Origin of the sequence: Sphingomonas sp. 2378 (assembly GCF_038084995.1) — a bacterium.
In the GTDB taxonomy this organism is placed as follows: Bacteria; Pseudomonadota; Alphaproteobacteria; order Sphingomonadales; family Sphingomonadaceae; genus Sphingomonas.
The window spans coordinates 1-22,699 of record NZ_JAXCMJ010000002.1 but is presented as its reverse complement, the minus strand read 5'-3'; the positions used below and the strand labels follow the sequence as shown (position 1 = coordinate 22,699).

The window sequence follows — 22,699 nt, the reverse complement described above, 5'->3', positions numbered from 1 at the left end:
CTAACAGGCTGGCATCACTATAACGCGCCCAGGCCGTCCGAACAGGCCGAGTTATCCGCCCAGCGTGATCGTCCCGGTCGATCGGTCGCCGCCCGCCGGGCGCAGGTCGAGGCGGAAGGGCTTTTCCTCCGCCGTCTTGCCGACCAGCGCGCCGCCCTGATCGGTCAGGGTGAAATCGGCCTCGCCCATCTTCTCCTGGAACCAGCCGCGCACGGTCGCCAAGTCGGCGGGGCTGTCGAAGGTCATGGTGAACGCCTTGTCACGGCCATTGCCGACATCGACGTTGCGGATCGTCGATCCCGGATAGAGGTGGACGCCGTTCAGCTCGAAATTATCCGCCTCCAGCGAGACCTTGGGCAGCTTGAACGCGCCCTGAAAGCCCGGCAGCGCCAGCTTCACCTCGCCCGACTTGCCATCGACCGAGGCCAGCGTCTCGCCATCCGAGCTGTTCACGGTGATCGACGTGCCCTGACTCGGTCGATCGCATGCCGACAGGGCCAGTGCCGCGACAAGCGGGAGCGACAGGGTAATGCGGTACGGGGTAATCATGGCGGCAAACTCCCTTGCGTGCCCTGTTGATCCAATACAGCGAGTTGTACCCTGTGGGGCCCACAAGCTGTCGACGTGCTGAACGTCGTGGCGCGTGCGGCGACGACCGCCGGCCTCGGGCCGCTTTCCCGGTTTCCCTTCGGACCAATTCCCCCTAAGGGACAGCCATCATGTCCGAACCCCGTTCCGCTGCTCCGGCGGCGTCCGTCGTGGCCGAGCCGCCCGGCGCGCCGATCGGCTTTGTCGAATTCGTCCTCCTGATCGCGGCGCTGATGGCGCTGACCGCGCTCGGCATCGATTCGATGCTGCCGGCGCTGCCCGCCATGGGCGAGAGCCTGAATGCGTCGCCCGCCGCCCGCCCGTTCGTCGTCACCGCCTTCCTGATCGGGTTCGGCGTGGCGCAACTGGTGCACGGACCGCTCGCCGATCGCTATGGGCGGCGGCGGGTGCTGATCGTCGCGCTGGTCATCTATGTCATCGCCAATGGCGCGGCGGCGGTGGCGGCCAGCTTCACGCTGTTGCTGGTCGCGCGCGTCTGTGCGGGCGCGGCGATCGCGGCGACGCGGGTCGCGACGGTGGCGCTGGTCCGCGACTGCTATCATGGCCGCGCCATGGCGCAGGTCATGTCGATCGCCTTCATGGTGTTCATGATCGTCCCGATCCTTGCGCCCGCCTTCGGCGAACTGGTGTTGCTGTTCGGCAATTGGCGGCTGATCTTCTGGACGATCGCGGGGCTGGCGGGGCTGGTGCTGGCCTGGTTCTCCATCCGGATGCCCGAGACGCTGGCGCCCGAGGCGCGGCAGCCCATCTCGTTACCGCGCATCCTGGGCGGCTGGCGTGAGACGCTGAGCGACCGGCTGTCGCTGGGCTATACGCTGGCGGCGACCGCGCTGATGGCGGCGCTCTATGGCTATCTCAACTCGGTCCAGCCGATCATGGCGGTAACGTTCGGGCGGGAAAAGCTGCTCGCGCTGATCTTCGCCACCACCTCGGTCACGATGGCGGCGGCGAACCTGCTCAACTCGCGCATCGTCATGCGGCTGGGCACGCGGGTCATCAGCCACAGCGCGGTGACGATCCTGATCCTCGTGTCGGCGATCCATCTGGGCATCGCGCAATTCTGGGGTGAGTCGCTGATCGTCTTCGCCGTGCTCCAGGCGATTACCATGGCGTGTTTCGGTCTGGCGACCTCCAACTTCTCCTCCATGGCGATGGAGAATATGGGGCGTATCGCCGGGACCGCGTCGAGCGTGCAGGGCTTTACCAGCGTCACGATCGGGTCGCTGATCGGCGCGGGGATCGGCCAGGCGTTCGATACGACGACCCGCCCGCTGATCCTGGGCTTCCTGATCGCCGGATGCGTGGCCTTCGCGATGGTGTTCCTGACCGAGCGCGGGCGCATGTTCCGCCCCACCTGAACCCGCTCCGCTCGGGAACCGCCCGGCCCACCGCACCGTTCCTCATCTGCAACCAAGTAGAGGAGGCGAGCATGGGCGGACATCAGGTTCCCAGCCAGGGACCCGGCGACGATGGCTGGGACGAGGAAGGCTATGACGAGAGCCAGCGTGCCGAAATCCTGGAGGCGACGCGCAACGGCCCGACGGACGGCGTGCTGCTGACCGATATCGCACCCGATCTGGGCGACGATACGGTGGAGGACGAACCGATCGACGAAATCGACATGGATTCGGAGGAGGTTGGCGAAAGCGACGCCTCGGTCGACATGGATGCCGAGGATATCGACGAAGACGATCTCCAGGAGGATTTCGAGGACGACACCGTCGCCGACGGCGATATCGACGAGGCCGACGACGCCGCGCTTCGGCCATGACGCGGTTGCCCGTGGCGCTGGCGGCGGGCGGGATCGTGCTGGTCAGCTGCTCGACCATGCCCGATCCCCGCGCCGCGATGCCGCCGATGATCTCCACCACCTTTCAGTGCGAGAATGGCAGCCGCTTCTGGGCGCGATTCGATAACCGCGACGACAGCGCGTTGTTGCGTCTCGACGGCGATCTGGAGGTGCGGATGGCCGGACAGCCGGTCGCATCCGGCATCCATTATGCGGGCTTCGGCCATGACCTTCGCGGCAAGGGGGGTGAGGTTGTTTTGACACGGCCCACCGGTGACTCCCTGCGCTGCACCGCGCTCCGCTGAAGCGGGGGCGACAAAAGAGGCGGAAAAATGGCGGAAAACCGCGATCGCCCCAATCCGCCCCCATTTGGTTCATCTAAGTGACAGGAACTGTGACTTTCATGGCACAGCTTGTCGGAAGGCGACTGAAATTCGCGTTTCCCGTGCAACTCCTGGCGCAATTGCCGGTTAAGCGGGCCTGGGCTGAGCGGTTCGATCCGCCGCCCCACATAGAATAAGAGAAGGGTATCTCGTATGCGTAAGCTTTCCCTCGTCGCCGCTGCGGCGGCTGCGTTCGTTGCCGTGCCTGCCATGGCGCAGGACATGAACACCACCAGCGACACGTCGGCACCGGCCGCCGACACCGCGACCGCTCCCGACGGCACCCGCGCCTTCGGTATCGAGCCGTACGTCGCGATCATGGGTGGTTGGGAGCAGTTCGATCGCCAGTCGGTCGCCGGCATCCCCGCGCAGCCCAAGGGCTATAACCTGGACGGCGCGCTGGTCGAGGGCATCGTCGGTGCCAACATCCCGCTGGGCCCCGTGTTCGTCGGTGCCGAGGGCTCGGTCGCCAAGGGCGTGTCGGGTGACATCGACTGGCAGTATGGCGCCTATGGCCGCGCGGGCTTCCGCGCCGGTGAGAGCGGCCTGTTCTACGGCAAGGTCGGCTATCGCTGGAACAACTTCCACAACTTCGCACCGGGCGTCGCTGGCGACCTGAAGCGCGACTATCACGGCACCGTGTACGGCGTCGGCGCGGAAGTCGGCCCCAAGGATATCGGTCTGGGCGGCCTGACCGGCAATTCGGGTCTGCGCCTCCGCATGGAAGTTTCGACCTTCGACGACGCGCATTCGTTCCGCCCGATGGCGGGTGTCGTCGCACACTTCTGATCCCTCTCGGATCCAGTTGGCTTAAGGGGACGGGGTTCGGCAGCGATGCCGAGCCCCGTTTTCCTGTGCGCGATGGCTCCCCATATCCGTGGCGATGGTTGGACGGGTGAAGCGAAAGGCGGGGCTGATGGCCGCCGCCGAACGGATCGAGGCGGTCACGGTTCCGGTCTGCGCGCTGTGCGAAAGGCCCTTGGGGGTGAAGGTGGAATGGCACCATCCCGTGCCCAAGAGCGAGGGCGGGCGAGAGACGGTGCCGGTGCATCCCATCTGTCACCGCACGATCCATGCGACGCTGTCCAACGCGGAACTGGCACGGGCTTATGCGGACTTCGCGGTGCTGCGGGCGCATCCGGACATGGTGCGGTTTCTGAAGTGGATTGCGGGGAAACCGGCGGACTTCCATGCGCCGACGCGGGCGGCGCGGTGATTTTGTTTCACGCGAAGCCGCGATGACGCGAAGATTTTTGTTCGCGCGGAGGCGTGGAGGCTTTTGGGTTCGCGCGGAGACGCGGAGGCGCGGAGGCTTTTGGGTTCGCGCAGAGGCGCGGAGGGCGCGGAGTAGACGCGCGGCTGGCCTTCACCCGCATCCACCCCTTCCGTTCAGCCTGAGCGCAGTCGAAGGCCAAGGGCATCCCCTTGCCCCAAGGCATTTTCGGGCCAGAGGCCCAAGCAGTTACTTGAAAGCGCTTCGCGCTCGGGGATGCGTTTATCAGAGGTCATCGCGTGGCCTTCGACTACGCTCAGGCTGAACGGCGCGGGGGAATGCACCCGCCATGATCTACTTCTCTGCGGCCTCTGCGCGAACCCGGAAATCTCCGCGTCTCCGCGCCTCCGCGCGAACAAAAAAGGGCGGACCGAAGCCCGCCCTCTCGCGGATCACTCCGCCGCGACGCCCGCGGCCGAGAACATGTCGCCGGTTTCGGTCGGCTCCTCGTTCGCCGCCTTGGCGGTCTTGGCCTTTTGCCGCGTGTCGAACGCGTCCCAGACGTCGTTCCACTGGCCGCGCGTCGCCGCCTTGGAATATTCGGTCGCGCGCGTCTCGAAGAAGTTGGCATGCTCGACGCCGTTGAGCAGCGGGGTCAGCCAGGGCAGGGGATGCTCGTCGATCATATAGATCGGCTTCAGCCCCAGCTGGCCCAGACGCCAGTCGGCGATGTAGCGGATATACTTCTTGATCTCCTTGGGCTTCATCCCCTCGACCGGGCCCATTTCAAAGGCGAGGTCGATGAAATTGTCCTCCAGGCGGATCGTCGTCTGGCACACATCGGCGATGTCGTCCTTGACCGCCTTGGTCAGGCACTGGCGCTCCTGGCAGAAGGCGTGGAACATGCGGATGATGCCTTCGCAGTGCAGGCTCTCGTCGCGCACCGACCAACTGACGATCTGGCCCATGCCCTTCATCTTGTTGAAGCGCGGGAAGTTCATCAGCATCGCGAACGACGCGAAGAGCTGAACGCCCTCGGTAAAGCCGCCGAACATGGCCAGCGTGCGCGCGATGTCCTCGTCGCTGTCGACGCCGAAATTCTGCATGTAATCATGCTTGTCCTTCATCTCGGCATATTCGAGGAAGGCGCCATATTCGCTCTCGGGCATGCCGATCGTGTCGAGCAGATGGCTGTACGCCGCGATATGCACCGTCTCCATGTTACTGAACGCGGTCAGCATCATCTTGATCTCGGTCGGCTTGAACACCCGGCCATATTTCTCGTGATAGCAGTCCTGCACCTCGACGTCCGCCTGGGTGAAGAAGCGGAAGATCTGGGTCAGCAGGTTGCGCTCATGATCGGTCAGCTTCTGCGCCCAGTCGCGGCAGTCCTCGCCCAGCGGCACCTCTTCGGGCAGCCAGTGGAGCTGTTGCTGGCGCTTCCAGAACTCGAACGCCCAGGGGTATTCGAAGGGCTTATACTGCTTTGAGGCTTGGAGAAGAGGCATCGGGGTTACTCCGGACGAATGGTGTTCAAGACGGACGCACGGCGCACTCGGCGCCGGGCGGAAAGGGTGAGGGCCGCGATCGTCACGGGGAACGACCAGAGCCAGACGAAGGCGAACCAGTCGCGCGGACGGCCCGCCAGCAGATAGGGGCTGCAAAGATAATCGCGGACCAAGCGCGAACGACGGCCATGCGCTTCAAGGAAGCATTGGCCGAGGTCGGCATCGCTATAGGCCTGGAAACCCAGGATGATGAAGCCGACGACCATGATGGCGGCGACCAGGGCCAGGGCACGCTCGATCGGGATCATGCCCCCGCACTCCACTGTCGAAGCGCGGTGGCGAAACCGGCGAGAATGATCCCGCCCATGGCGCACATGGTGCCCGCGATCAGCCGGGCATAGCGGCCCTGGTCCGATCGGGGCGTGCGGAGTTGCAGCAGCAGTGTCGCGCCGATCCCGCCCAGCACGGCCGCTACCGCGTACATGATGAACGCCGATGTCATGCGACCAATTCCGGCTTGGAGCGTTCCGAAGCCGAACCCAACACAGGAGACGAACGATGGTCGATGTCAGCCAGATCAAGGAACATGCGGAAGTCATCGGTGCGGACGGCGTCCATGTCGGCACCGTCGACCATGTCGATGGCGACCGCATCAAGCTGACCAAGAACGACAGCCCGCAAACCCAGGACGGGCAGGGCGCCAAGCATCATTACCTGCCGCTCGGCCTGGTCGCCGAGATTGAGGGCGACAAGGTCCGCCTGTCCGCCACCGCCCAGAACGCCGTCGACCAGTTCGAAGAGGCGGAGTGATTTCCCAAACCCTCTCCCTTTGGGAGAGGGAGGGAGCCGCCGATAGGCGGCGGAAGGGTGAGGGTGGGTACGGTTCATGCCGACCCACCCTTTTTCCTGTGCGACACACCCTCATCCTTCCCACGCGGCTCGACCGCGCGGGCCCCTTCCTTCTCCCGCAGGGAGAAGGAAATGCGCCGTATTACGCCGTCCAGATTTTCCATCACGTCCGCATTGCTGACACGGATCGTGCGATACCCCTCGCGCGCCATGAAGCCTTTGCGTGACGCATCATGGCCTTCCGCGACGGCATGGGTGTCGCCGTCGACCTCGATGACCAGCTTTTCGGAAAAGCACAGCATGTCGGCGAAGAAAGGTCCCAGCGGCGCCTGGTGACGCCATTTCAGATGCGGATAGGCTTCACGCAATGCGCGGAGCAGGCGGCGCTCGGGTTCGGATGCGTCGCGGCGGAGTTGGCGGGCACGTTGCACCGTGCCGGAGCGATGGTTGTCGTAGTGACGCACACACCCTCACCCTTCCGCCGCTATGCGGCTCCCTCCCTCTCCCAGAGGGAGAGGGAAATCACCTCACTGACACGCCAGGCACTCGTCATAATCGGTCGTCTCGCCGATTTCGAACTTGGGCGCGCTGATCGTGTTGTCGGCTTCGACCCCGCCGCTCCCTGCGAAACCGGCGCGCTGCACCGACTTCGACCGGAGATAATAGAGCGACTTGATGCCCAGTTCCCAGGCGCGGAAGTGGAGCATCAGCAGGTCCCACTTCTCGACATCGGCCGGGATGAACAGGTTCAGCGACTGCGCCTGGTCGATATAGGGCGTCCGGTCCCCCGCCAGTTCGAGCAGCCAGCGCTGGTCGATCTCGAACGAGGTCTTGAACGTGTCCTTCTCTTCCGGGCTCAGGAAGTCGAGATGCTGGACCGAGCCGCCATGCTCCAGGATCGAGTTCCAGACCGCGTCCGAATTCTTCGCCTTCTCGATCAGCAGCTTTTCGAGATAGGGGTTCTTGACGACGAACGACCCCGACAGCGTCTTGTGGGTATAGATGTTCGCCGGGATCGGCTCGATGCACGCGCTGGTGCCGCCGCAGATGATGCTGATCGACGCGGTCGGCGCGATCGCCATCTTGCAGCTAAAGCGCTCCATCACGCCGACATCCGCCGCGTCGGGGCAGGGCCCGCGCTCGACCGCCAGGGTCATCGACGCCTGGTTCACCTGCGCGTTGATGTGCTTGAACATCCGCAGGTTCCACGACTTGGCCATCGCCCCCTCGAAGGGGATGCCGCGCGCCTGGAGGAAGCTGTGGAAGCCCATCACGCCCAGGCCCACCGAACGCTCGCGACCCGCCGAATAGGCGGCACGCTCCATGCCCGGCTCGTGGCGGTCGATATAGTCCTGGAGGACATTGTCGAGGAAGCGCATCACGTCCTCGATAAAGCCCTTGTCGTCCTTCCACTCGTCCCAGGTTTCCAGGTTGAGCGACGACAGGCAGCACACCGCCGTGCGGTCCTTGCCCTTATGGTCCATGCCGGTCGGCAGGGTGATTTCCGAACACAGGTTCGAGGTCGAAACCTTGAGGCCCAGTTCGCGGTGATGCTTGGGCATGTTCCTGTTCACATGGTCGGCAAAGACGATGTACGGCTCGCCGGTCGCCAGGCGGGTCTCGACCAGCTTCTGGAACAGCGCGCGCGCGTCGACCGTGGCGCGGACCTCGCCGGTCTTCGGGCTCTTGAGATGCCACTCGGCGCCGTCGCGCACAGCTTCCATGAAGGCGTCGGGGATCAGGACGCCGTGATGGAGGTTCAGCGCCTTGCGGTTGAAGTCGCCGCTGGGTTTCCGGATTTCCAGGAACTCCTCGATCTCGGGGTGCGAGATGTCGAGATAGCAGGCGGCCGAACCGCGACGCAGGCTACCCTGGCTGATCGCCAGCGTCAGCGAGTCCATCACGCGGACGAAGGGGATGATGCCGCTGGTCTTGCCGTTCAGGCCGACCGGCTCGCCGATGCCGCGCACCTGGCCCCAATAGGTGCCGATACCACCACCGCGCGACGCCAGCCACACATTCTCGTTCCAGGTGGTGACGATGCCGTCCAGGCTGTCGGGCACCGAGTTGAGATAGCAGGAAATCGGCAGGCCGCGACCCGTGCCGCCGTTCGACAGCACCGGCGTGGCGGGCATGAACCACAGCTTCGAGATATAGTCGTACAGCCGCTGCGCATGCTCGGCATTGTCGGCATAGGCAGAGGCCACGCGCACGAACAGGTCCTGATAGCTTTCACCGGGCAGGAGGTAGCGGTCGTTGAGCGTTTCCTTGCCGAAATCGGTCAGCCGCGCGTCGCGGGCATGGTCGACCTCGACCGGATAGGGTTGCGGGCGCACCGACTTGGTATCGGCGGGCGTCGGGGCGGGGGTGCTGGCCTGAGCCGTGTTCGCCGCCATTTTTTCGAGCATATCAGTCGTCATGTCGCTATCCCGGCTATCCCTGAAATCCATCATCGATGCCGCTCCCTTGTTCTGGTCCCGTTCGGGTCGTCGGCATGGCCCCGGCACGACGCGCAGGCGTCGCGGCAGCATGGGCAGGACGGTTCCCAAGGTCCCGATTCCGGGCCTGGTTTCCATTCCTCGTCATGCCTGTCGGGCATGACCCCTACTACCAGTGCTTGGGGCCGTTCCCGGCCTCTTCCACAATCCATAGTGGAAAATCCCGGCGAGCACCGCAAGAGGTTAAAGCCTGGCGAGGGGGTTGGTTGCGACGAATGGCGGCGCGGATCGGCAGCGCGAAAGCCGCGACGCATGGATTGCTGCGGGGTTCGCGAAGCGCAAGCCCCCAAAAAAATTTTTCGGCGTTCGGGATCAGCCGAGCGACAGCAGGAACATCGCGATCAGGCCGATCAGCGCGACCATCATTTGCGGGGGGCGCAGCCGCGCAAAATGAAGCGGCGCCCCGCCCCAGCGCGCGATCCAGGGATCGGTCAGCGCGATCGAGGCATAGCCCAGGATCAACAGTGCGAACCCCGTCTGCGGCCCCGCGATCAGCGCGACCAACCCCAGCGAGAATCGCAGAATCATCGTCAACATCTGCGAGAGATGCGGGCCACCGGGCGTGAAGAAGCTGAGCCCGCGCACGACCCCCGCCAGGAAGATGAGGATCGCCGCTCCCCAGATCTGCCCGATCAGCAGCGCCAGCGGCACTCGCGTCCAAGCGGCCAGCGCGGCGATCGGCAGGACCAGCGCCGGGCCATAGCCGAAGATCAGGCTGAGCGCGGGCGTGCGGGGCGAGGCGGCTTCGGGTGTCGGCGCGGGCGACATGGGTGACGTCATGGGGCGCGAACGTACGGGGGGATGTTCCTATCCCGCTTATCCCCGACCGATCCTCAGCGCGTCCGGCATTGCATCGGCTCCTTTACGCCATATGGCGACGTGGTTCCTCGGCTTCGGGGGGTTCCAGCCAGGGGTGATCCTCGGGCAGGGGGGATGCGAAGGCGATACCGACCCGGCCTTCGCGTTCCCAGCGGATATAGCCCCGCAAGGGCTTGTCCGTGCCCAGGCGCACTCCCACCGCCGCTCCGCCCACGATATAGGCGGGGGGAAGCCCCTCGACCATCGTACCGGTGGTCGACAGGTCGCGGATCCGAACGTCGATCGTCGCGATGCCCGACAGGATCTGGGCGGTCCGCAGGATCTTGATACGCGGGGAGCGATTGGACTTGAGCCCGACCGGCTCGGCGCGACCGCCCCGTTCCCCCAGCATCCGGTGAACCTCGGACACGGTGGTGGGTCTGCCATAGACATAGCCCTGGATATGGCTGCACCCCAGATCGCGGATCAACGCGATCTCGTCCTGAATCTCGACCCCCTCGGCGGTCGTCTCCATGCCCAGCGTGTCGGCCAGGGTCACGATCGCCCGGATGATCGCCGCATTGCGGCTGCCGGTCCGGATCGCGCCGCGCACGAAGGACTGGTCGATCTTGATCTTGTCGAACGGCGCATGGCGCAGATAGCCGAGCGAGGAATAGCCCGTGCCGAAATCGTCGAGCGCCAGCCGGATGCCCAGCGCCTTGAGCGCGGCAAACTGGCGTTGCGACTCCTGGTCGTCGTTCAGGAACACGCTCTCGGTGATCTCCAGCTCCAGCCGCGACGGCGTGAGCCCCGATTGCGCCAGCGCCTGGGCGACGAGCGCCGGCAGATGCGGCTTGGCGAACTGGATCGACGAGACGTTGACCGCGACCCGCGCCGGCAGCGGCCAGCCCGCCGCCTCGGTACAGGCGGTGCGCAACACCCATTCGCCGATCTGCTCGATCAGCCCGCATTCCTCCGCCACGGGCACGAATTGCACGGGCGAGATGTCGCCTTGCGTCGGGTGGTTCCAGCGCAGCAGCGCCTCATAGCCGACGATCTGCGAATCGCGGGTCGACACGATGGGCTGATAGGCGAGTTGGAACTGGCCCTGCGAGATGGCGATGCGCAGGTCCTCCTCCATCCGCTTGCGGCTGCGTGCGCCCTCCAGCATCGCTTCGGCATAGAAGCGATGGACGCCGCGCCCGTCGCCCTTGGCGGCGTAGAGCCCCAGATCGGCGTTGCGGATCAGCGTCTGCGAATCCGCGCCGTCATGGGGGGCGATCGCGATGCCGATCGAACAGCCGATCGTCACCTCGTTGCCCTGGATCTCATAGGGGTGGGAGAGGGTCGCGATGATCTCGCTGGCGAGCGAGGCCAGGCGGTCGCGTGCATCGATGCCGGGCAGCAGGATCTGGAACTCGTCGCCGCCCAGCCGTCCGACCAGCCCGACATCGCCGACCACCTGTTCCAGCCGCCGCGCGACCTGTTGCAGCAACAGGTCGCCCGCCTGATGTCCCAGCGTGTCGTTGACCGCCTTGAACCGGTCCAGGTCCATCAGGAACAGCGCGGTCGGGCGATAGGGGCTGAGCGATTGCTTCAGCGTCTTGTCGAGCGACAGCTTCATCCGCTGGCGATTGGCCAGCCCGGTCAGGCTGTCGAACAGGGCGAGGCGGGTGATTTCCGCCTCCGACCGGCGCTTCTCTGTCAGGTCGGAGCCCGAGCCGATGAAACCCCGGAACCGCCCGATGCCGTCGATGATCGGACGGCCCGAGATCGACCACCAGCGTTCTGCCTCGGGGCCATCGGCCACCGTGCAGACCGTATAGTCGGAAAAGCTGGTGCGCGACGCCATGTGGAACGACAGGGTCCGCTCGGTCCCCGGTGCGGAGGGGTCCATCTGGAAGATCTCGGTCAGCATCCGCCGCGTGGGATCCAGACCCGATGCGCGCAGATCCTCGGCGACTTTCCGGGACAGATAGGTCAGCCGTCCCCGCCGATCGGTTTCCCAGAACCAGCCGGTGCCATGTTCCTCGAACTCGGCGATCATCTTGACCGCCTGTTTCCCCTGGCCGAATTCCTGCGCCCTGACGCTGGCGGTATCATAATCCAGCCGGCCCATGCGCCACGCCTTGACGACGAGCAGCAACATGGCCGGCCCGACCCCCGCCAGGACCGGCAGGACCGATATGCCCCAGGCGATCGCCGCGACCGGCGCCAGGAAGGCGAAGCCGAAGGAATATCCGAGCATCGCCGCCCGCACCGGATGCAGCATCGCCGCCGTCACCCACATCGTGCAGGCGAGCGCCAGCGCCGAGCCCCATCCGCTGGGCCCATGATGCGCCCGCGCGACGGTGAAGAGCAGCGGGCCGGTCGCCAAGGCAAGGACCAGGCTCAACAGGCCGAGCCACCGCTTCATCTGGTAAAGCGGCTTTTGTCGTGAAACGCCGTGATAAAGAAAAATCCCGATCGCCAGCGCGACGAACAAGATAACGCCGCACGCCGCCGTCTTCTCGATCAACAACGCGCGCGAATCACCCAGAGAACTGAAGCCGAGTATCACGGCCATCGCGATCAGATTCTGCAGAATGGCCAATGGCCATGTCCGGCACAAAGTCTTCAACCGATTGATATGCGACGCGATCAGCAGCTCGTCATTGTCCTCGACAAGACCGATCAGGGCCAGCAGCGGTATTCGGTCGGTGGTCACGGACGACATGCGCGGTTTGCGATCCCAGGGATTTGGGACCGCTCCTGCCATGATTGACGTTAAGAATGACTGAAGCCGCCCTCAGCGGGCGTGCCCGACCTCATGTCGACATTGCACAGCGCGTCCGGCTGTCGCAAAAGGCGGCGCATGACGACCCTGATCCGCGACACCGACCTGATCGAGAGCGTGGCCGACGCGCTCCAGTTCATCAGCTATTACCACCCGATGGATTATATCCGCGCGCTCGGCAAAGCCTATGAGGCCGAGAAGAGCCCGGCGGCCAAGGACGCCATCGCGCAGATCCTGACCAACAGCCGCATGTGCGCGGAGGGGCATCGCCCGATCTGCCAGGACACCGGCATCGTCACCGTCTTCGTCAAATGGGGCCAGGATTGCCGCCTGTCGGGCGACCGTTCGCTGCAAGAGGTCGTCGATGAGGGCGTGCGCCGCGCCTATCTCCACCCCGAAAACAAGCTGCGCGCCTCGATCCTTGCCGACCCCGCCTTCACCCGCCGCAATACCAAGGACAACACGCCCTCGGTCCTGCATGTCGAGATGGTGCCGGGCAACAAGGTGACGGTCGACGTCGCGGCCAAGGGCGGCGGGTCGGAGAACAAGTCCAAGTTCAAGATGATGAACCCGTCCGACTCGATCGTCGACTGGGTGCTGGAGATGGTGCCGCAAATGGGTGCGGGCTGGTGTCCGCCGGGGATGCTGGGCATCGGCATCGGCGGCACGGCCGAAAAGGCGGTGCTGCTCGCCAAGGAATCGCTGATGGGCGCGATCGACATGGGCCAGCTCAAGGCGCGCGGGCCCAGGAACGATATCGAGGCGCTGCGCATCGAGCTGTTCGACAAGGTCAATGCGCTGGGCATCGGCGCGCAGGGGCTGGGCGGCCTGTCGACCATCCTCGACGTCAAGATCATGGACTGGCCGACGCATGCCGCGTCCAAGCCCGTCGCGATGATCCCCAACTGCGCCGCCACCCGCCACGCGCACTTCACGCTGGACGGCTCGGGGCCGGTCTATCTGGAGGCGCCCAAGCTGGACGAGTGGCCCAAGGTCGACTGGAAGCCGGACCTTCAGGCCGCCAAACGTGTCGACCTGAACACGCTGACGGCGGAAGAGGTGAAGAGCTGGAAGCATGGCGACCGTCTGCTCCTCAACGGCAAGATGCTGACCGGGCGCGACGCCGCGCACAAGCGGATCAAGGACATGCTCGACCGCGGCGAGGAGCTGCCGGTCGAGTTCAAGGGACGGGTGATCTATTATGTCGGCCCGGTCGATCCGGTCGGCGAGGAAGTGGTCGGCCCTGCGGGTCCCACCACCGCGACCCGCATGGACAAGTTCACCCGCATGATGCTCGACCAGGGCCTGCTGGCGATGGTCGGCAAGGCCGAGCGCGGCCCCGCTGCGACGGACGCGATCCGGGAGTACCAGTCCGCCTATCTGATGGCGGTCGGCGGCGCGGCCTATCTGGTCGCCCGCGCGATCAAGGGATCGAAGGTCGTCGGTTTCGAGGATCTGGGCATGGAGGCGATCTACGAGTTCGACGTGGAGAATTTCCCCGTCACCGTCGCGGTCGATGCCGAGGGCCAGAACGTCCACACCCTGGCCCCGCTGGTGTGGCGCGAGAAGATCGCCAAGGAAGGCCTGCTTAATTTTGCATAAGGTGTCGTCGGCAATGTTAATACGCCTACTATCCATTATTGCCGCTTTAGATCTCTGCCATCGGAAGTGGATATTTCGCAATCAGCGTTGGATTAGAGCATCAGAGCCTTGGGCTGGTTTGGTGTCGCTCATTTTTCCCTTGTATATTGTTTTGTTTCTATATTTTGTTTTTCTGCTTATTGTAATAAAGTTGGGAACCATCAAAGGAGAGGGCGCTGAAGCAGTGTTGTTCCTTGGGATTCCCCAAATTTCTATGCTGATGTTTGGTGTTGTAGCAATATTCGTATTGTCGGCGATGATGGGTGGTTACGCAAGAACAATAGTGGAGAGAATGAATCAGCGATGGAGTTTGCTTGCCGTGACGGCGATTGCAGGAGGGCTTTTTGCGGCAGCTAATGGTGCTTATCGTTTAATCGTTACCGAAATAGACGTAAGTAAAGGGAGTCAGGTATGGATAGTAACATATATGACCGCATTGTTGATCGTGTTTGGCTACATCTGTAAAGTGCCTTGGGATAGGGCGCGAGATATCTGGTTTCAACAGTATAAAGAGGATTGGGATGCGGCGGATCGGCGTCGTTGGCCAATAAATTGAAGAGTTACTGTAATTTATCATTGAATCAAAACAACGAGAATATTATGAGAAAAATTTTGATTAGTTAAATTCAATTTTTTGAGATTGTTACCCGTAGAATAGTAATGCTATCGTTCTAATTTTTGAAAAGCGCGTCCAACCGCTCGCCGTACACTTCGCGCAACACATGGCGGCGGATCTTCAGCGACGGCGTCAGTTGTTCGTTCTCGATCGCGAAGGGTTCGTCGGCGATGATGAAGCGGCGGATGCGTTCGCTCACCGACAGGTCGCGATTGACCCGGTCGATCGCCGCCGAGATGGCCCCGCGGAAATCGAGATCGTCGTCCAGCGCGGCGCGGTTGCAGCCTGTGCCGGATTTGGCGCACCATTCGGCGGTCCATTCCGCGTCGGGCACGATCAGCGCGACCATATAGGGCCGCCGGTCGCCCGCGATCATCGCCTGGCCGATCTCGGGCTGGAGGGTCAGCATCCCCTCGACCTTCTGGGGGGCGACATTCTCGCCCTTGTCGTTGATGATCAGGTCCTTCTTGCGGTCGGTGATGCGCAGGCGGCCCGCCGCATCGATCTCGCCGATGTCGCCGGTGTGCAGCCAGCCGTCCTTCAGGACCCGCTCGGTCTCGGTCGGGTTGCGCCAGTAGCCGTGCATGACCAACTCGCCGCGCACCAGGATTTCGCCGTCCTCGGCGATCCGCACCTCGGTATCCGCCAGCGGCGGGCCGACCGTCTCCATCCGCACGCCCGCGCGGGGGCGGTTGCAGGCGATGACGGGGGCGGCCTCGGTCTGGCCATAGCCTTGCAGCAGGGTCAGGCCGATCGAGTGGAAGAACAGCCCGATCTCCGGGTTGAGCGGCGCGCCGCCCGACACCATCGCCTTCAACCGCCCGCCGAAGCGCTTGGCGATCTTGGGCTTGAACAGCATGTTGACCGCGAGTTGCGCCGGGCGATCGATCAGCCGCAGCTTGCCGTCGTAACTCTTCGCGCCCAGTGCCAGCGCCTGGTCGAGCAGCCGCGCGCCGAGCCCGCCCTTCTTCTCGATCGCCTTGGCGATGCGGGTGTGCAGCACTTCGAACAGGCGGGGCACGACGAACATGATCGTCGGGCGAACCTCTTCGATATTGGCGGCCAGCTTGTCGAGCCCCTCGGCATAATAGATCTGCCCGCCCAGCGAGATGGGGAAATGCTGCCCCCCGGTATGCTCATAGGCATGGGAGAGGGGGAGGAAGGACAGGAACACCTCGTCGTCCCAGCCGAAATCCTCGGCGATGACGGCGCTGCACCCGGCGCAATTGTGCAGGATCGCGCCGTGATGCTGCATCACCCCGCGCGGCGCACCGCCGGTGCCCGAGGTATAGATGATGCAGGCCAGATCCTCGCGGGTGAAATCGGCCTGTGCCGCCACCGCGACCGGGTCGGCGGTATGCGCGGCGATCATCGCGTCATATTGGCGGCATTCGATCTGGCTCGGGCCGAGTTTCAGCGGCTCGAGGCCGATCACCGTCTGGACATGGTTGGAGCGTAGCGCGGCGGGCATCAGCGTCGTCGCCAGCTTCTGTGTAGAGACGATGATCGCGCGCGCACCCGAATTCTCGATGATATGGGTGTGATCGCGCTCGGTATTGGTGGTGTAGGTCGGCACCGTGACACAGCCCGCCGCCATGATGGCGAGGTCGGCGATGCACCATTCGGGGCGGTTCTCCGACACCAGCATCACCCGGTCGCCGCGTTGCAGCCCGGCGGCCTTCAGCCCCGCCGACAGGCTGGCCACCTGTCGTGCCGTCTCGGCCCAACTGATCGCGCGCCATTCGCCCGCGTCCTTGCGCCACAGGAAGGGCGCGTCGTCCTTCTCGGCGGCGCGGGTGAAGAACATAGTGACGAGATTGGGGAAATATTCCAGCGTGCGCATATGCCTCTCCCACCGGCCCGTATCGCGTCCGTAAACGCGCGATCGGGCTCTTTGTATGCTTGTCGGGTTCGTGTGCTTATTCCGGCGGGCGACCGGGTTTGTCGCCGACCCGCTGGATCTCGGTCGTGCGGCCGGTCACGTCGATCGCGACGCCTTCGCTGCGCGGATCGGCGGCCCCGACCCAGCGGTTGCCCACGCGCTCGATCGCATTGGCCTTGAGGCCCATCGGCGCGACCGTGACCGTCTCGCCCAGCGCCTGCAAACCGGGGACGAGCGCCTCCAGCGTGGTGCCCTTTTCGACCGTCGCGACCTTATAGGGCGCGAAGAGCAACCCTTGCGCGATCGCGTCCTGCGCGCTCAGCTTCCAGTCGATGACGCCGATGATCGCCTTGGCGACCTGCGCGATGATCGTCGATCCGCCCGCCGCGCCGACTGCGAGGCGGACCTTGCCGTCGGGGCCATAGACGATGGTCGGCGACATCGAACTGCGCGGGCGCTTGCCGCCCTCCACCCGGTTGGCGACCAGATCGCCGTCCTTGACCGGCACGATATCGAAATCGGTCAGCTCGTTGTTCAGCATCGTGCCGTCGACCGACAGGCCGGAGCCGAACGACCCTTCGACCGTGGTCGTGACCTCGACGACATTGCCCGCATCGTCCACGGTCACCAGATCGGTGGTGCCCGGCACTTCGCTGACCGGGGCGCGGACGCGCGGCGGCGCGCCGGGGGGCGTTCCGGGCGAAACCGACGCCATGGTCCGGTCGGGCGAGATCAAGGCCGAGCGGCTGGCGATATAGGCCGGGTCGAACAGACCCTTCAACGGCACCCGGACATAATCGGGATCGCCCAGATACATGTCGCGGTCCGCATAGGCGAGGCGCGAAGCCTCGGCGAACAGATGCCAGGCGACGGGCGAATCCTTGCCCAGCTTGCCCATGTCGAAGCGTTCGAGCAGTTTCAGGATCGACAACATGGTCGATCCGCCGCCCGATGACGGGGCCATGCTGCAAATCCGATAGCCGCGATAGGTGGCGCAGAGCGGCGGACGGGGCTTGGCGGCATAGGAGGCCAGGTCGCCGGTGGTCATCTTCGACGGATTGCGCGCCGCCGTGTTGACCGTAGTGACGAGCTTCTGCGCCTGCGGTCCGACATAGAAATAATCGGGGCCGAGCCTGGCGATGCGTTCCAGCAGCGCGGCCTGTTCCGGGTTACGAATCGTGCTGCCGAGCGGAAGTACCTGGCCGTCGGGGCCGGTCAGGCGGGTGCGGGTGGTGGCGTCGACATGCGCGCCATAGCGGGTCAATGCGGTCTGGAGGCGCGGAGTCAGCGCGAAACCGTCGCGGGCCAACCGGATCGCGGGCTGAAACAGCCGGGCCCAGGGCAGCCTGCCGCCCTTGGCATGCGCCAGCGCCATGCCCCGCAACGCGCCGGGCACGCCGACGCTGCGCCCGCCGGGCACGGCCTCGGAATGGCTGAGCGGGCGGCCGTCCGGGCCGTAGAACCATTGCGGCGTGGCGGCCATCGGCGCGGCTTCGCGCGCGTCGATGGTGGTGGTGCCGCGCGCGTCATGGCGGACCCAATAGCTGCCGCCGCCGATGCCGGAGCTTTGCGGCTCGACCACGTTCAGCGCCAGCATGGTCGCGATCGCGGCGTCGGTGGCGCTGCCCCCGGCGCGCAATATCTCCACCCCGGCGGCGGCGGCGCGGGGGTCGGCGGCGCTGACCATCCCTGTGGCCGGGGCTTTCGGGGCGGGCTGGCGCGCCTCGACGGGCGTGGCGAAGGGCAGCGCGAGCGCCGCGACGGACAGGAGCCAGTGCTTCATGGCCGCGATCCTAGCGGCAAGGCCCGCCCCGCGCCAAGCCGTAACGTCAGGCTCCGACCGCCTCCGCCACGTTCGCGAATCCATCGCGGGCGAGCAGCGTGTCGAGATCGGCCAGGATGCGCGCCGCCAGACCGGGCCCTTCATAGACCAGCGCCGAATAAAGCTGGACCAGGCTCGCTCCCGCCCGGATGCGGGCATAGGCCTCCGCGCCGCTATCGATCCCGCCCGCCGCGATCAGCGTCATGGCAGCCCCGGTGGCTTGTCGGAAATCGGCCAGCCGGGCTCGGGCGAGCCGGGCGAGGGGGCGACCCGACAGTCCGCCGGTTTCGGCGGCGTTGGCGCTTCTCACATCGGGGCGGGTGATGGTGGTGTTGCCGATGATGATCGCATCCAGCCGATTGTCGATCGCGGCGCGCGAAATCTCATCGATCTGAGCGGGTTCGAGGTCGGGCGCGACCTTCAGGAACAGCGGCACCGAGCCCGCCGCCTCCCGCGACGCCGCCAGCAACTCGGTCAACGCCGGGCCATGTTGCAGATCGCGCAGGCCCGGCGTGTTGGGGCTGGAAATGTTGATCGTGACATAATCGGCGATCGGCGCGGCGTGGGTCACGCCGTGGCGATAGTCGGCGATCCGGTCGGCGGCGTCCTTGTTCGCACCGACATTGATGCCCAGCACGCCCTTGCGCTTCGCCGCCTTCGCCCGCGCCAGCCCCGCGTCCAGCCCGCCATTGTTGAAGCCATAGCGGTTGACCACGCCCTTGTCCTCGACCAGCCGGAACAGGCGGGGTTTGGCGTTGCCGGGCTGGGGCTTGGGGGTCAGCGTGCCGATCTCGACCATGCCGAAGCCCAGGCCGAAAAAGCCGTCGATCGCCTCGCCATTCTTGTCCACGCCCGCCGCCAGCCCCAGCGGATTGGCGAAGTCGATCCCCGCCACGCGTGTCGCCAGACGCGGATAGCGCGCCGGATCGACCCCCAGCGGCGCCCCCAGCGACCCCCAGCGCGACAGCATCGCCACCGTCAGACCATGGGCACGTTCGGCATCGAGGGCGAAGAGGAGCGGGTGGTAAAAGGCCATGTCGGGCCGGTTAGCGGATTGCGGGGGGAGGGGAGCGGCAAGATCGAACGGCATGCGTAATCAAAAGGAACGCTATGACATAACATGGGTTTGTGGAGGCCTATAGGGAGAGCCCCGATGAAGACCCCCGTGCCATTCACCCCCCAGGTCGAAGACGTGAAGCCCGAGGAAGGCGAAACCGTCGAGCAGATGAAGCAGTCCTTCGCGCATATCCTTGACACCACGTCGAAGGATTATTGCCACGGCGTCCGAGCGGTCCATGCCAAGGCGCACGGCATCATCCGGGGCACGCTGACCGTTCATGACGGCCTTCCGCCCGAACTGGCGCAAGGGCTGTTCGCGCGGGGCGGCGAATATGAGGCGGTGGCGCGCATCTCGACCAATCCGGGCGACATATTGGACGACGCGATCGGCCTGCCGCGTGGGCTGGCGCTCAAGGTCATCGGGGTCGAGGGCGAGCGGCTGCCCGGCTCGGAAGGCGATGCGACCCAGGATTTCGTGATGGCCAACGCGCCAGTCTTCACCGCGCCGACCGCCGACGCCTTCGCCAAGAATCTGAAGATGCTGGCCACCACCACCGACAAGGCGGAAGGGGGCAAGAAGCTGCTCTCGGGCATCCTTCGCGGGATCGAGGCGACGCTGGAAACGGTCGGGATCGAGAGCCCGACGCTCCAGACGCTGGGCGGGGCGAAGCAGGTCCATCCGCTGGGCGAGACCTATTACAGCCAGACGCCGTTCCGCTATGGCGACCATGTCGCCAAATTCGCCCTCTTCCCCGTCAGCCCCGCCCTGACCCGGTTGACCGGCGACACGGTGGACACCCACGACCGGCCCGATGCGCTGCGCGAGGTGGTGCGCGAAGTGATGATCGAGCAGGGCGGCCAGTGGGAACTCCGCGTCCAACTCAACCGCGATCTGGAATCCATGCCGATCGAGGACGCCACCGCCGAATGGAGCGAGGAGGACAGTCCCTATGTCACCGTCGCGACCTTCGCCGCCGAACCGCAGATCAGTTGGCGGAATGGCGAGACCAATGCGATCGACGACGCACTGTCCTACAGCATCTGGCACGGCCTCGCCGCGCATCAGCCGCTGGGCAATGTCAACCGGGCGCGCAAGGACACCTATCGCTTCTCGGCGGACTATCGCGGTCGGGTGAATGGCTGTCCGATGCACGAGCCGCGCGAACTGGCCGAGTTGCCGAGAGCCGCGCGCAGAGGCTAGGACTGGCGGCATGATCCGTCTGTTTCATGTCAGCGACGTGCATTTCGGTGCCGAAGACCCCGCCGCCCTCGCCTGGTTCGCCGAGCGGGTGGCGGAGGAAAAGCCCGATGCGGTCATCATGACCGGCGACCTGACGATGCGCGCGACCAAGCGCGAGTTTCAGGCGGGCGGGGAATGGCTGCGATCGCTGGGCGTGCCGGTGACGGTCGAGGTCGGCAATCACGACATCCCCTATTATTGGGACCCGTTCCGGCGGTTCTTCGCGCCCTATCAGCGCTATGCGGCGGTCGAGCGGATGATCGAGAAACCGCTCGACCTGCCCGGCGTGACGGTGGTGCCGCTCAAGACCACCGCACGCGCCCAGTGGCGGTGGAACTGGTCCAAGGGGCGGGTCAGCCTCGGTTCGCTCCGCCGTGCGCTCGCGCTGATCGAGCAGGCGCCCAAGGATCATTTGATCCTGGTCGCCGCGCACCACCCGCTGATCGAGGGCGGGACCAAGGGCACGGCCAAGACCCGCAACGGCGACGAAGCGCTGACCCAACTCGCGGCGGCGGGTGCCCATGCGGTGCTGAGCGGGCATGTCCATGACCCGTTCGATGTGCCGGTCGATCGCAATGGCTGGATCATCCGGATGATCGGTGCGGGCACCCTGTCCAAGCGCACCCGCAAGACCCCGCCCGCCTTCAACGAGATCCGTGTCGAGGGGCTGGCGTTCGAGACGCTGGTCCGCCGCTTCGGCGAAACCGCGCCGCATGTCATCACCGAGGATATGCGGACGGGGTGATCGGTTTGGGTTTGGTTTGGGCGGGGTGCGGCCTTCGACTTCGCTCAGGCTGAACGGGGTTTGGTATAGTTCTCAGCGACTATGTCCGGGTTCAGAAGGCACCGGCTCTACCGGCGTTGACGTAATCGCTTCCCAACCTCCGTTCAGCCTGAGCGAAGTCGAAGGCCACGACCACGCGCATCGTGTGGATCATAAAGATGTTCGCGCGGAGGCGCGGAGAACGCGGAGGTGTCGGGCTGGTGGCGCGGTCACCCTACCGATCACAGGTCGATAGCAACAGGACATAGATGCGGCGTGCAAGACAGTTCCGCGTCCTCCACGCCTCCGCGCCAACCATCCTGAGTTTCGCCGACCGCCTTCCGAAACCGGGCTCCGCCTCGGGTCCGCTTACCCCTTCATCACATGCGGGCGCGCGGCGACCTGGTCGAACATCCGGCCCGGCTGGTCGAGCCAGATCGGCGACAACTTGGTCGAGTCGACGCGCTCCAGCCCGACCGCATAGGCGCAGCGTGAGACGCCCCAGTCGGTATGCGCCGCGGCGGCGAGGACGGGGACGAACATCGGGCGACCGGCGGCGTCGATCACATGGATCGCCTCGCGCGGCAACGCCGTGACGCCGCGCACGGTACGGCTCTCGCCCGCCCCCAGCGCGAAGGGCGGGACGATCGGGCGCCCCTGGGGCTGACGGGCCAGTTCGATCAGTTGCGCGTCGAGCCCGGCATGGGCGCTCAGCAGCCGAAGATCGACCGCGACCCGCCCGATCGGGGTCGCGCCGGTATTATGCACCGTCACTTCCGCCTCGATCGTCGCCGACAGCATGTTCAGCCCGACGCGCAAGGGACGCGCCTCGACCGCCAGGAAGCTCGGCTCGGGCGGCAGGGCGGGAGCGGCGGCGGGTTGGGCCGGGGCCGGTTGAGGCGCGCGAGGGACGGCGGGGCGTTCGTCCACCGGCTCGGCGGGCGGCGGCACCGGGGCGATGGTCGGCGCGGGCAGCGCCTGCGGGCGACGGCTGCGACGACCCAGCCACAGGCCGATGGCGAGCGCGGCGAGCCCCGTGCCGATCAGCAGCGGCCAGAAGGGCAGGTCGCGCTCCGCCTCGCCGCTTTCCGGCGCGGCGGTGCCGGGGGCGGCTATCGCCGGACTGGTCGTCTGGGCGTTGGTGATCGTCATCCCCTCGGCACCCGTATCGGGCCGGTTGGCCATCGTCGCGTCGGGCGAGGTTTCGGGGTCGGGCAGGCGGGTCGCGGGCGGCTCGGGCGACGGGGCGGGGG

General features: G+C 65.5%; 22 protein-coding genes. 10 read left to right on the top strand and 12 right to left on the bottom strand.

Annotated elements, in window-relative coordinates; genetic code table 11:
- Positions 1-51: 51 nt before the first annotated feature.
- The gene (locus SM191_RS01230) at positions 52-549 is read right to left on the bottom strand and encodes a hypothetical protein (protein ID WP_341504609.1); all 498 of its coding nucleotides are present in this window, start codon (positions 547-549) and stop codon (positions 52-54) included.
- 170 nt (positions 550-719) lie between these two features.
- Here SM191_RS01230 and SM191_RS01225 point away from each other — a divergent pair, with 170 nt between their 5' ends.
- The 5 genes from SM191_RS01225 to SM191_RS01205 all read left to right on the top strand — a co-directional run bounded on the left by SM191_RS01225 (position 720) and on the right by SM191_RS01205 (position 3,997).
- Complete coding sequence (locus tag SM191_RS01225; RefSeq protein ID WP_341504608.1) at positions 720-1,967, top strand: multidrug effflux MFS transporter; 1,248 nt, start codon at positions 720-722, stop codon at positions 1,965-1,967.
- A 71-nt stretch (positions 1,968-2,038) separates the two neighbouring features.
- On the top strand, positions 2,039-2,380 hold the full coding sequence (locus SM191_RS01220) for a DNA primase (protein WP_341504607.1): 342 nt from the start codon (positions 2,039-2,041) through the stop codon (positions 2,378-2,380).
- The gene (locus SM191_RS01215; protein ID WP_341504606.1) at positions 2,377-2,703 is read left to right on the top strand and encodes an MliC family protein; all 327 of its coding nucleotides are present in this window, start codon (positions 2,377-2,379) and stop codon (positions 2,701-2,703) included. Before SM191_RS01220 ends, SM191_RS01215 begins: the two co-directional genes overlap by 4 nt.
- A gap of 231 nt (positions 2,704-2,934) precedes the next feature.
- Positions 2,935-3,570 carry an outer membrane protein gene (locus tag SM191_RS01210; protein ID WP_306998169.1) on the top strand — a complete coding sequence of 212 codons (636 nt, stop codon included), beginning with the start codon at positions 2,935-2,937 and terminating at the stop codon, positions 3,568-3,570.
- A 127-nt stretch (positions 3,571-3,697) separates the two neighbouring features.
- Complete coding sequence (locus tag SM191_RS01205) at positions 3,698-3,997, top strand: HNH endonuclease (RefSeq protein WP_341504605.1); 300 nt, start codon at positions 3,698-3,700, stop codon at positions 3,995-3,997.
- A 449-nt stretch (positions 3,998-4,446) separates the two neighbouring features.
- On the opposite strand, the gene SM191_RS01200 is transcribed toward SM191_RS01205, so the two are convergent.
- From SM191_RS01200 to SM191_RS01190, 3 genes are read right to left on the bottom strand one after another with little or no spacing between them, the layout of a single operon-like run.
- The gene (locus tag SM191_RS01200) at positions 4,447-5,502 is read right to left on the bottom strand and encodes a ribonucleotide-diphosphate reductase subunit beta (RefSeq protein ID WP_341504604.1); all 1,056 of its coding nucleotides are present in this window, start codon (positions 5,500-5,502) and stop codon (positions 4,447-4,449) included.
- A 5-nt stretch (positions 5,503-5,507) separates the two neighbouring features.
- On the bottom strand, positions 5,508-5,810 hold the full coding sequence (locus SM191_RS01195) for a hypothetical protein (RefSeq protein WP_341504603.1): 303 nt from the start codon (positions 5,808-5,810) through the stop codon (positions 5,508-5,510).
- Complete coding sequence (locus SM191_RS01190; protein ID WP_341504602.1) at positions 5,807-5,986, bottom strand: hypothetical protein; 180 nt, start codon at positions 5,984-5,986, stop codon at positions 5,807-5,809. Before SM191_RS01190 ends, SM191_RS01195 begins: the two co-directional genes overlap by 4 nt.
- A gap of 74 nt (positions 5,987-6,060) precedes the next feature.
- Here SM191_RS01190 and SM191_RS01185 point away from each other — a divergent pair, with 74 nt between their 5' ends.
- The gene (locus tag SM191_RS01185; protein ID WP_341504601.1) at positions 6,061-6,312 is read left to right on the top strand and encodes a DUF2171 domain-containing protein; all 252 of its coding nucleotides are present in this window, start codon (positions 6,061-6,063) and stop codon (positions 6,310-6,312) included.
- Between the two features lie 74 nt (positions 6,313-6,386).
- Here SM191_RS01185 and SM191_RS01180 read toward each other — a convergent pair whose 3' ends face one another.
- The 4 genes from SM191_RS01180 to SM191_RS01165 all read right to left on the bottom strand — a co-directional run bounded on the left by SM191_RS01180 (position 6,387) and on the right by SM191_RS01165 (position 12,363).
- The gene (locus SM191_RS01180) at positions 6,387-6,815 is read right to left on the bottom strand and encodes an endonuclease domain-containing protein (RefSeq protein WP_341504600.1); all 429 of its coding nucleotides are present in this window, start codon (positions 6,813-6,815) and stop codon (positions 6,387-6,389) included.
- Between the two features lie 63 nt (positions 6,816-6,878).
- Complete coding sequence (locus SM191_RS01175; RefSeq protein ID WP_445949799.1) at positions 6,879-8,801, bottom strand: ribonucleoside-diphosphate reductase subunit alpha; 1,923 nt, start codon at positions 8,799-8,801, stop codon at positions 6,879-6,881.
- A gap of 360 nt (positions 8,802-9,161) precedes the next feature.
- Positions 9,162-9,629: a DUF3429 domain-containing protein gene (locus SM191_RS01170; protein ID WP_341504599.1), complete on the bottom strand. Its 468-nt coding sequence runs from the start codon at positions 9,627-9,629 to the stop codon at positions 9,162-9,164.
- Positions 9,630-9,711: 82 nt separating this feature from the next.
- A complete protein-coding gene (locus tag SM191_RS01165) occupies positions 9,712-12,363 on the bottom strand; it encodes a putative bifunctional diguanylate cyclase/phosphodiesterase (RefSeq protein ID WP_341504598.1) in 2,652 nt (883 codons plus the stop codon).
- Between the two features lie 138 nt (positions 12,364-12,501).
- Here SM191_RS01165 and SM191_RS01160 point away from each other — a divergent pair, with 138 nt between their 5' ends.
- Together SM191_RS01160 and SM191_RS01155 are read left to right on the top strand one after the other, a co-directional pair.
- A complete protein-coding gene (locus tag SM191_RS01160) occupies positions 12,502-14,025 on the top strand; it encodes a fumarate hydratase (RefSeq protein WP_341504597.1) in 1,524 nt (507 codons plus the stop codon).
- Positions 14,026-14,038: 13 nt separating this feature from the next.
- Positions 14,039-14,620: a hypothetical protein gene (locus SM191_RS01155; protein WP_341504596.1), complete on the top strand. Its 582-nt coding sequence runs from the start codon at positions 14,039-14,041 to the stop codon at positions 14,618-14,620.
- 115 nt (positions 14,621-14,735) lie between these two features.
- On the opposite strand, the gene SM191_RS01150 is transcribed toward SM191_RS01155, so the two are convergent.
- The 3 genes from SM191_RS01150 to SM191_RS01140 form a co-directional block, all read right to left on the bottom strand.
- Positions 14,736-16,523 carry an AMP-dependent synthetase/ligase gene (locus SM191_RS01150; protein ID WP_341504595.1) on the bottom strand — a complete coding sequence of 596 codons (1,788 nt, stop codon included), beginning with the start codon at positions 16,521-16,523 and terminating at the stop codon, positions 14,736-14,738.
- A gap of 76 nt (positions 16,524-16,599) precedes the next feature.
- On the bottom strand, positions 16,600-18,345 hold the full coding sequence (gene ggt / locus SM191_RS01145) for a gamma-glutamyltransferase (protein ID WP_341504594.1): 1,746 nt from the start codon (positions 18,343-18,345) through the stop codon (positions 16,600-16,602).
- 46 nt (positions 18,346-18,391) lie between these two features.
- Positions 18,392-19,420 carry a quinone-dependent dihydroorotate dehydrogenase gene (locus tag SM191_RS01140; protein ID WP_341504593.1) on the bottom strand — a complete coding sequence of 343 codons (1,029 nt, stop codon included), beginning with the start codon at positions 19,418-19,420 and terminating at the stop codon, positions 18,392-18,394.
- A gap of 117 nt (positions 19,421-19,537) precedes the next feature.
- Between SM191_RS01140 and SM191_RS01135 the strand changes: the two genes are divergently transcribed.
- A complete protein-coding gene (locus tag SM191_RS01135; RefSeq protein ID WP_341504592.1) occupies positions 19,538-20,644 on the top strand; it encodes a catalase family protein in 1,107 nt (368 codons plus the stop codon).
- Positions 20,645-20,654: 10 nt separating this feature from the next.
- The gene (locus tag SM191_RS01130) at positions 20,655-21,428 is read left to right on the top strand and encodes a metallophosphoesterase family protein (protein ID WP_306998204.1); all 774 of its coding nucleotides are present in this window, start codon (positions 20,655-20,657) and stop codon (positions 21,426-21,428) included.
- Positions 21,429-21,815: 387 nt separating this feature from the next.
- Here the strand turns inward: SM191_RS01130 and SM191_RS01125 are convergent.
- Positions 21,816-22,699, bottom strand: an 884-nt coding sequence (locus tag SM191_RS01125; protein WP_341504590.1) for a hypothetical protein, incomplete at its 5' end; no start/stop codon positions are given.

Bases quoted from the DNA above. Each gene is read 5' to 3' on its own strand.
- SM191_RS01190 (WP_341504602.1), bottom strand. From the start codon at position 5,986: ATGTACGCGGTAGCGGCCGTGCTGGGCGGGATCGGCGCGACACTGCTG.
- SM191_RS01230 (WP_341504609.1), bottom strand. From the start codon at position 549: ATGATTACCCCGTACCGCATTACCCTGTCGCTCCCGCTTGTCGCGGCA.
- SM191_RS01185 (WP_341504601.1), top strand. From the start codon at position 6,061: ATGGTCGATGTCAGCCAGATCAAGGAACATGCGGAAGTCATCGGTGCG.
- SM191_RS01165 (WP_341504598.1), bottom strand. From the start codon at position 12,363: ATGTCGTCCGTGACCACCGACCGAATACCGCTGCTGGCCCTGATCGGT.
- SM191_RS01140 (WP_341504593.1), bottom strand. From the start codon at position 19,420: ATGGCCTTTTACCACCCGCTCCTCTTCGCCCTCGATGCCGAACGTGCC.
- SM191_RS01155 (WP_341504596.1), top strand. From the start codon at position 14,039: ATGTTAATACGCCTACTATCCATTATTGCCGCTTTAGATCTCTGCCAT.
- SM191_RS01175 (WP_445949799.1), bottom strand. From the start codon at position 8,801: ATGGATTTCAGGGATAGCCGGGATAGCGACATGACGACTGATATGCTC.
- SM191_RS01195 (WP_341504603.1), bottom strand. From the start codon at position 5,810: ATGATCCCGATCGAGCGTGCCCTGGCCCTGGTCGCCGCCATCATGGTC.
- SM191_RS01225 (WP_341504608.1), top strand. From the start codon at position 720: ATGTCCGAACCCCGTTCCGCTGCTCCGGCGGCGTCCGTCGTGGCCGAG.
- SM191_RS01215 (WP_341504606.1), top strand. From the start codon at position 2,377: ATGACGCGGTTGCCCGTGGCGCTGGCGGCGGGCGGGATCGTGCTGGTC.
- SM191_RS01205 (WP_341504605.1), top strand. From the start codon at position 3,698: ATGGCCGCCGCCGAACGGATCGAGGCGGTCACGGTTCCGGTCTGCGCG.
- SM191_RS01170 (WP_341504599.1), bottom strand. From the start codon at position 9,629: ATGACGTCACCCATGTCGCCCGCGCCGACACCCGAAGCCGCCTCGCCC.
- SM191_RS01135 (WP_341504592.1), top strand. From the start codon at position 19,538: ATGAAGACCCCCGTGCCATTCACCCCCCAGGTCGAAGACGTGAAGCCC.
- ggt (WP_341504594.1), bottom strand. From the start codon at position 18,345: ATGAAGCACTGGCTCCTGTCCGTCGCGGCGCTCGCGCTGCCCTTCGCC.
- SM191_RS01130 (WP_306998204.1), top strand. From the start codon at position 20,655: ATGATCCGTCTGTTTCATGTCAGCGACGTGCATTTCGGTGCCGAAGAC.
- SM191_RS01220 (WP_341504607.1), top strand. From the start codon at position 2,039: ATGGGCGGACATCAGGTTCCCAGCCAGGGACCCGGCGACGATGGCTGG.
- SM191_RS01150 (WP_341504595.1), bottom strand. From the start codon at position 16,523: ATGCGCACGCTGGAATATTTCCCCAATCTCGTCACTATGTTCTTCACC.
- SM191_RS01160 (WP_341504597.1), top strand. From the start codon at position 12,502: ATGACGACCCTGATCCGCGACACCGACCTGATCGAGAGCGTGGCCGAC.
- SM191_RS01200 (WP_341504604.1), bottom strand. From the start codon at position 5,502: ATGCCTCTTCTCCAAGCCTCAAAGCAGTATAAGCCCTTCGAATACCCC.
- SM191_RS01210 (WP_306998169.1), top strand. From the start codon at position 2,935: ATGCGTAAGCTTTCCCTCGTCGCCGCTGCGGCGGCTGCGTTCGTTGCC.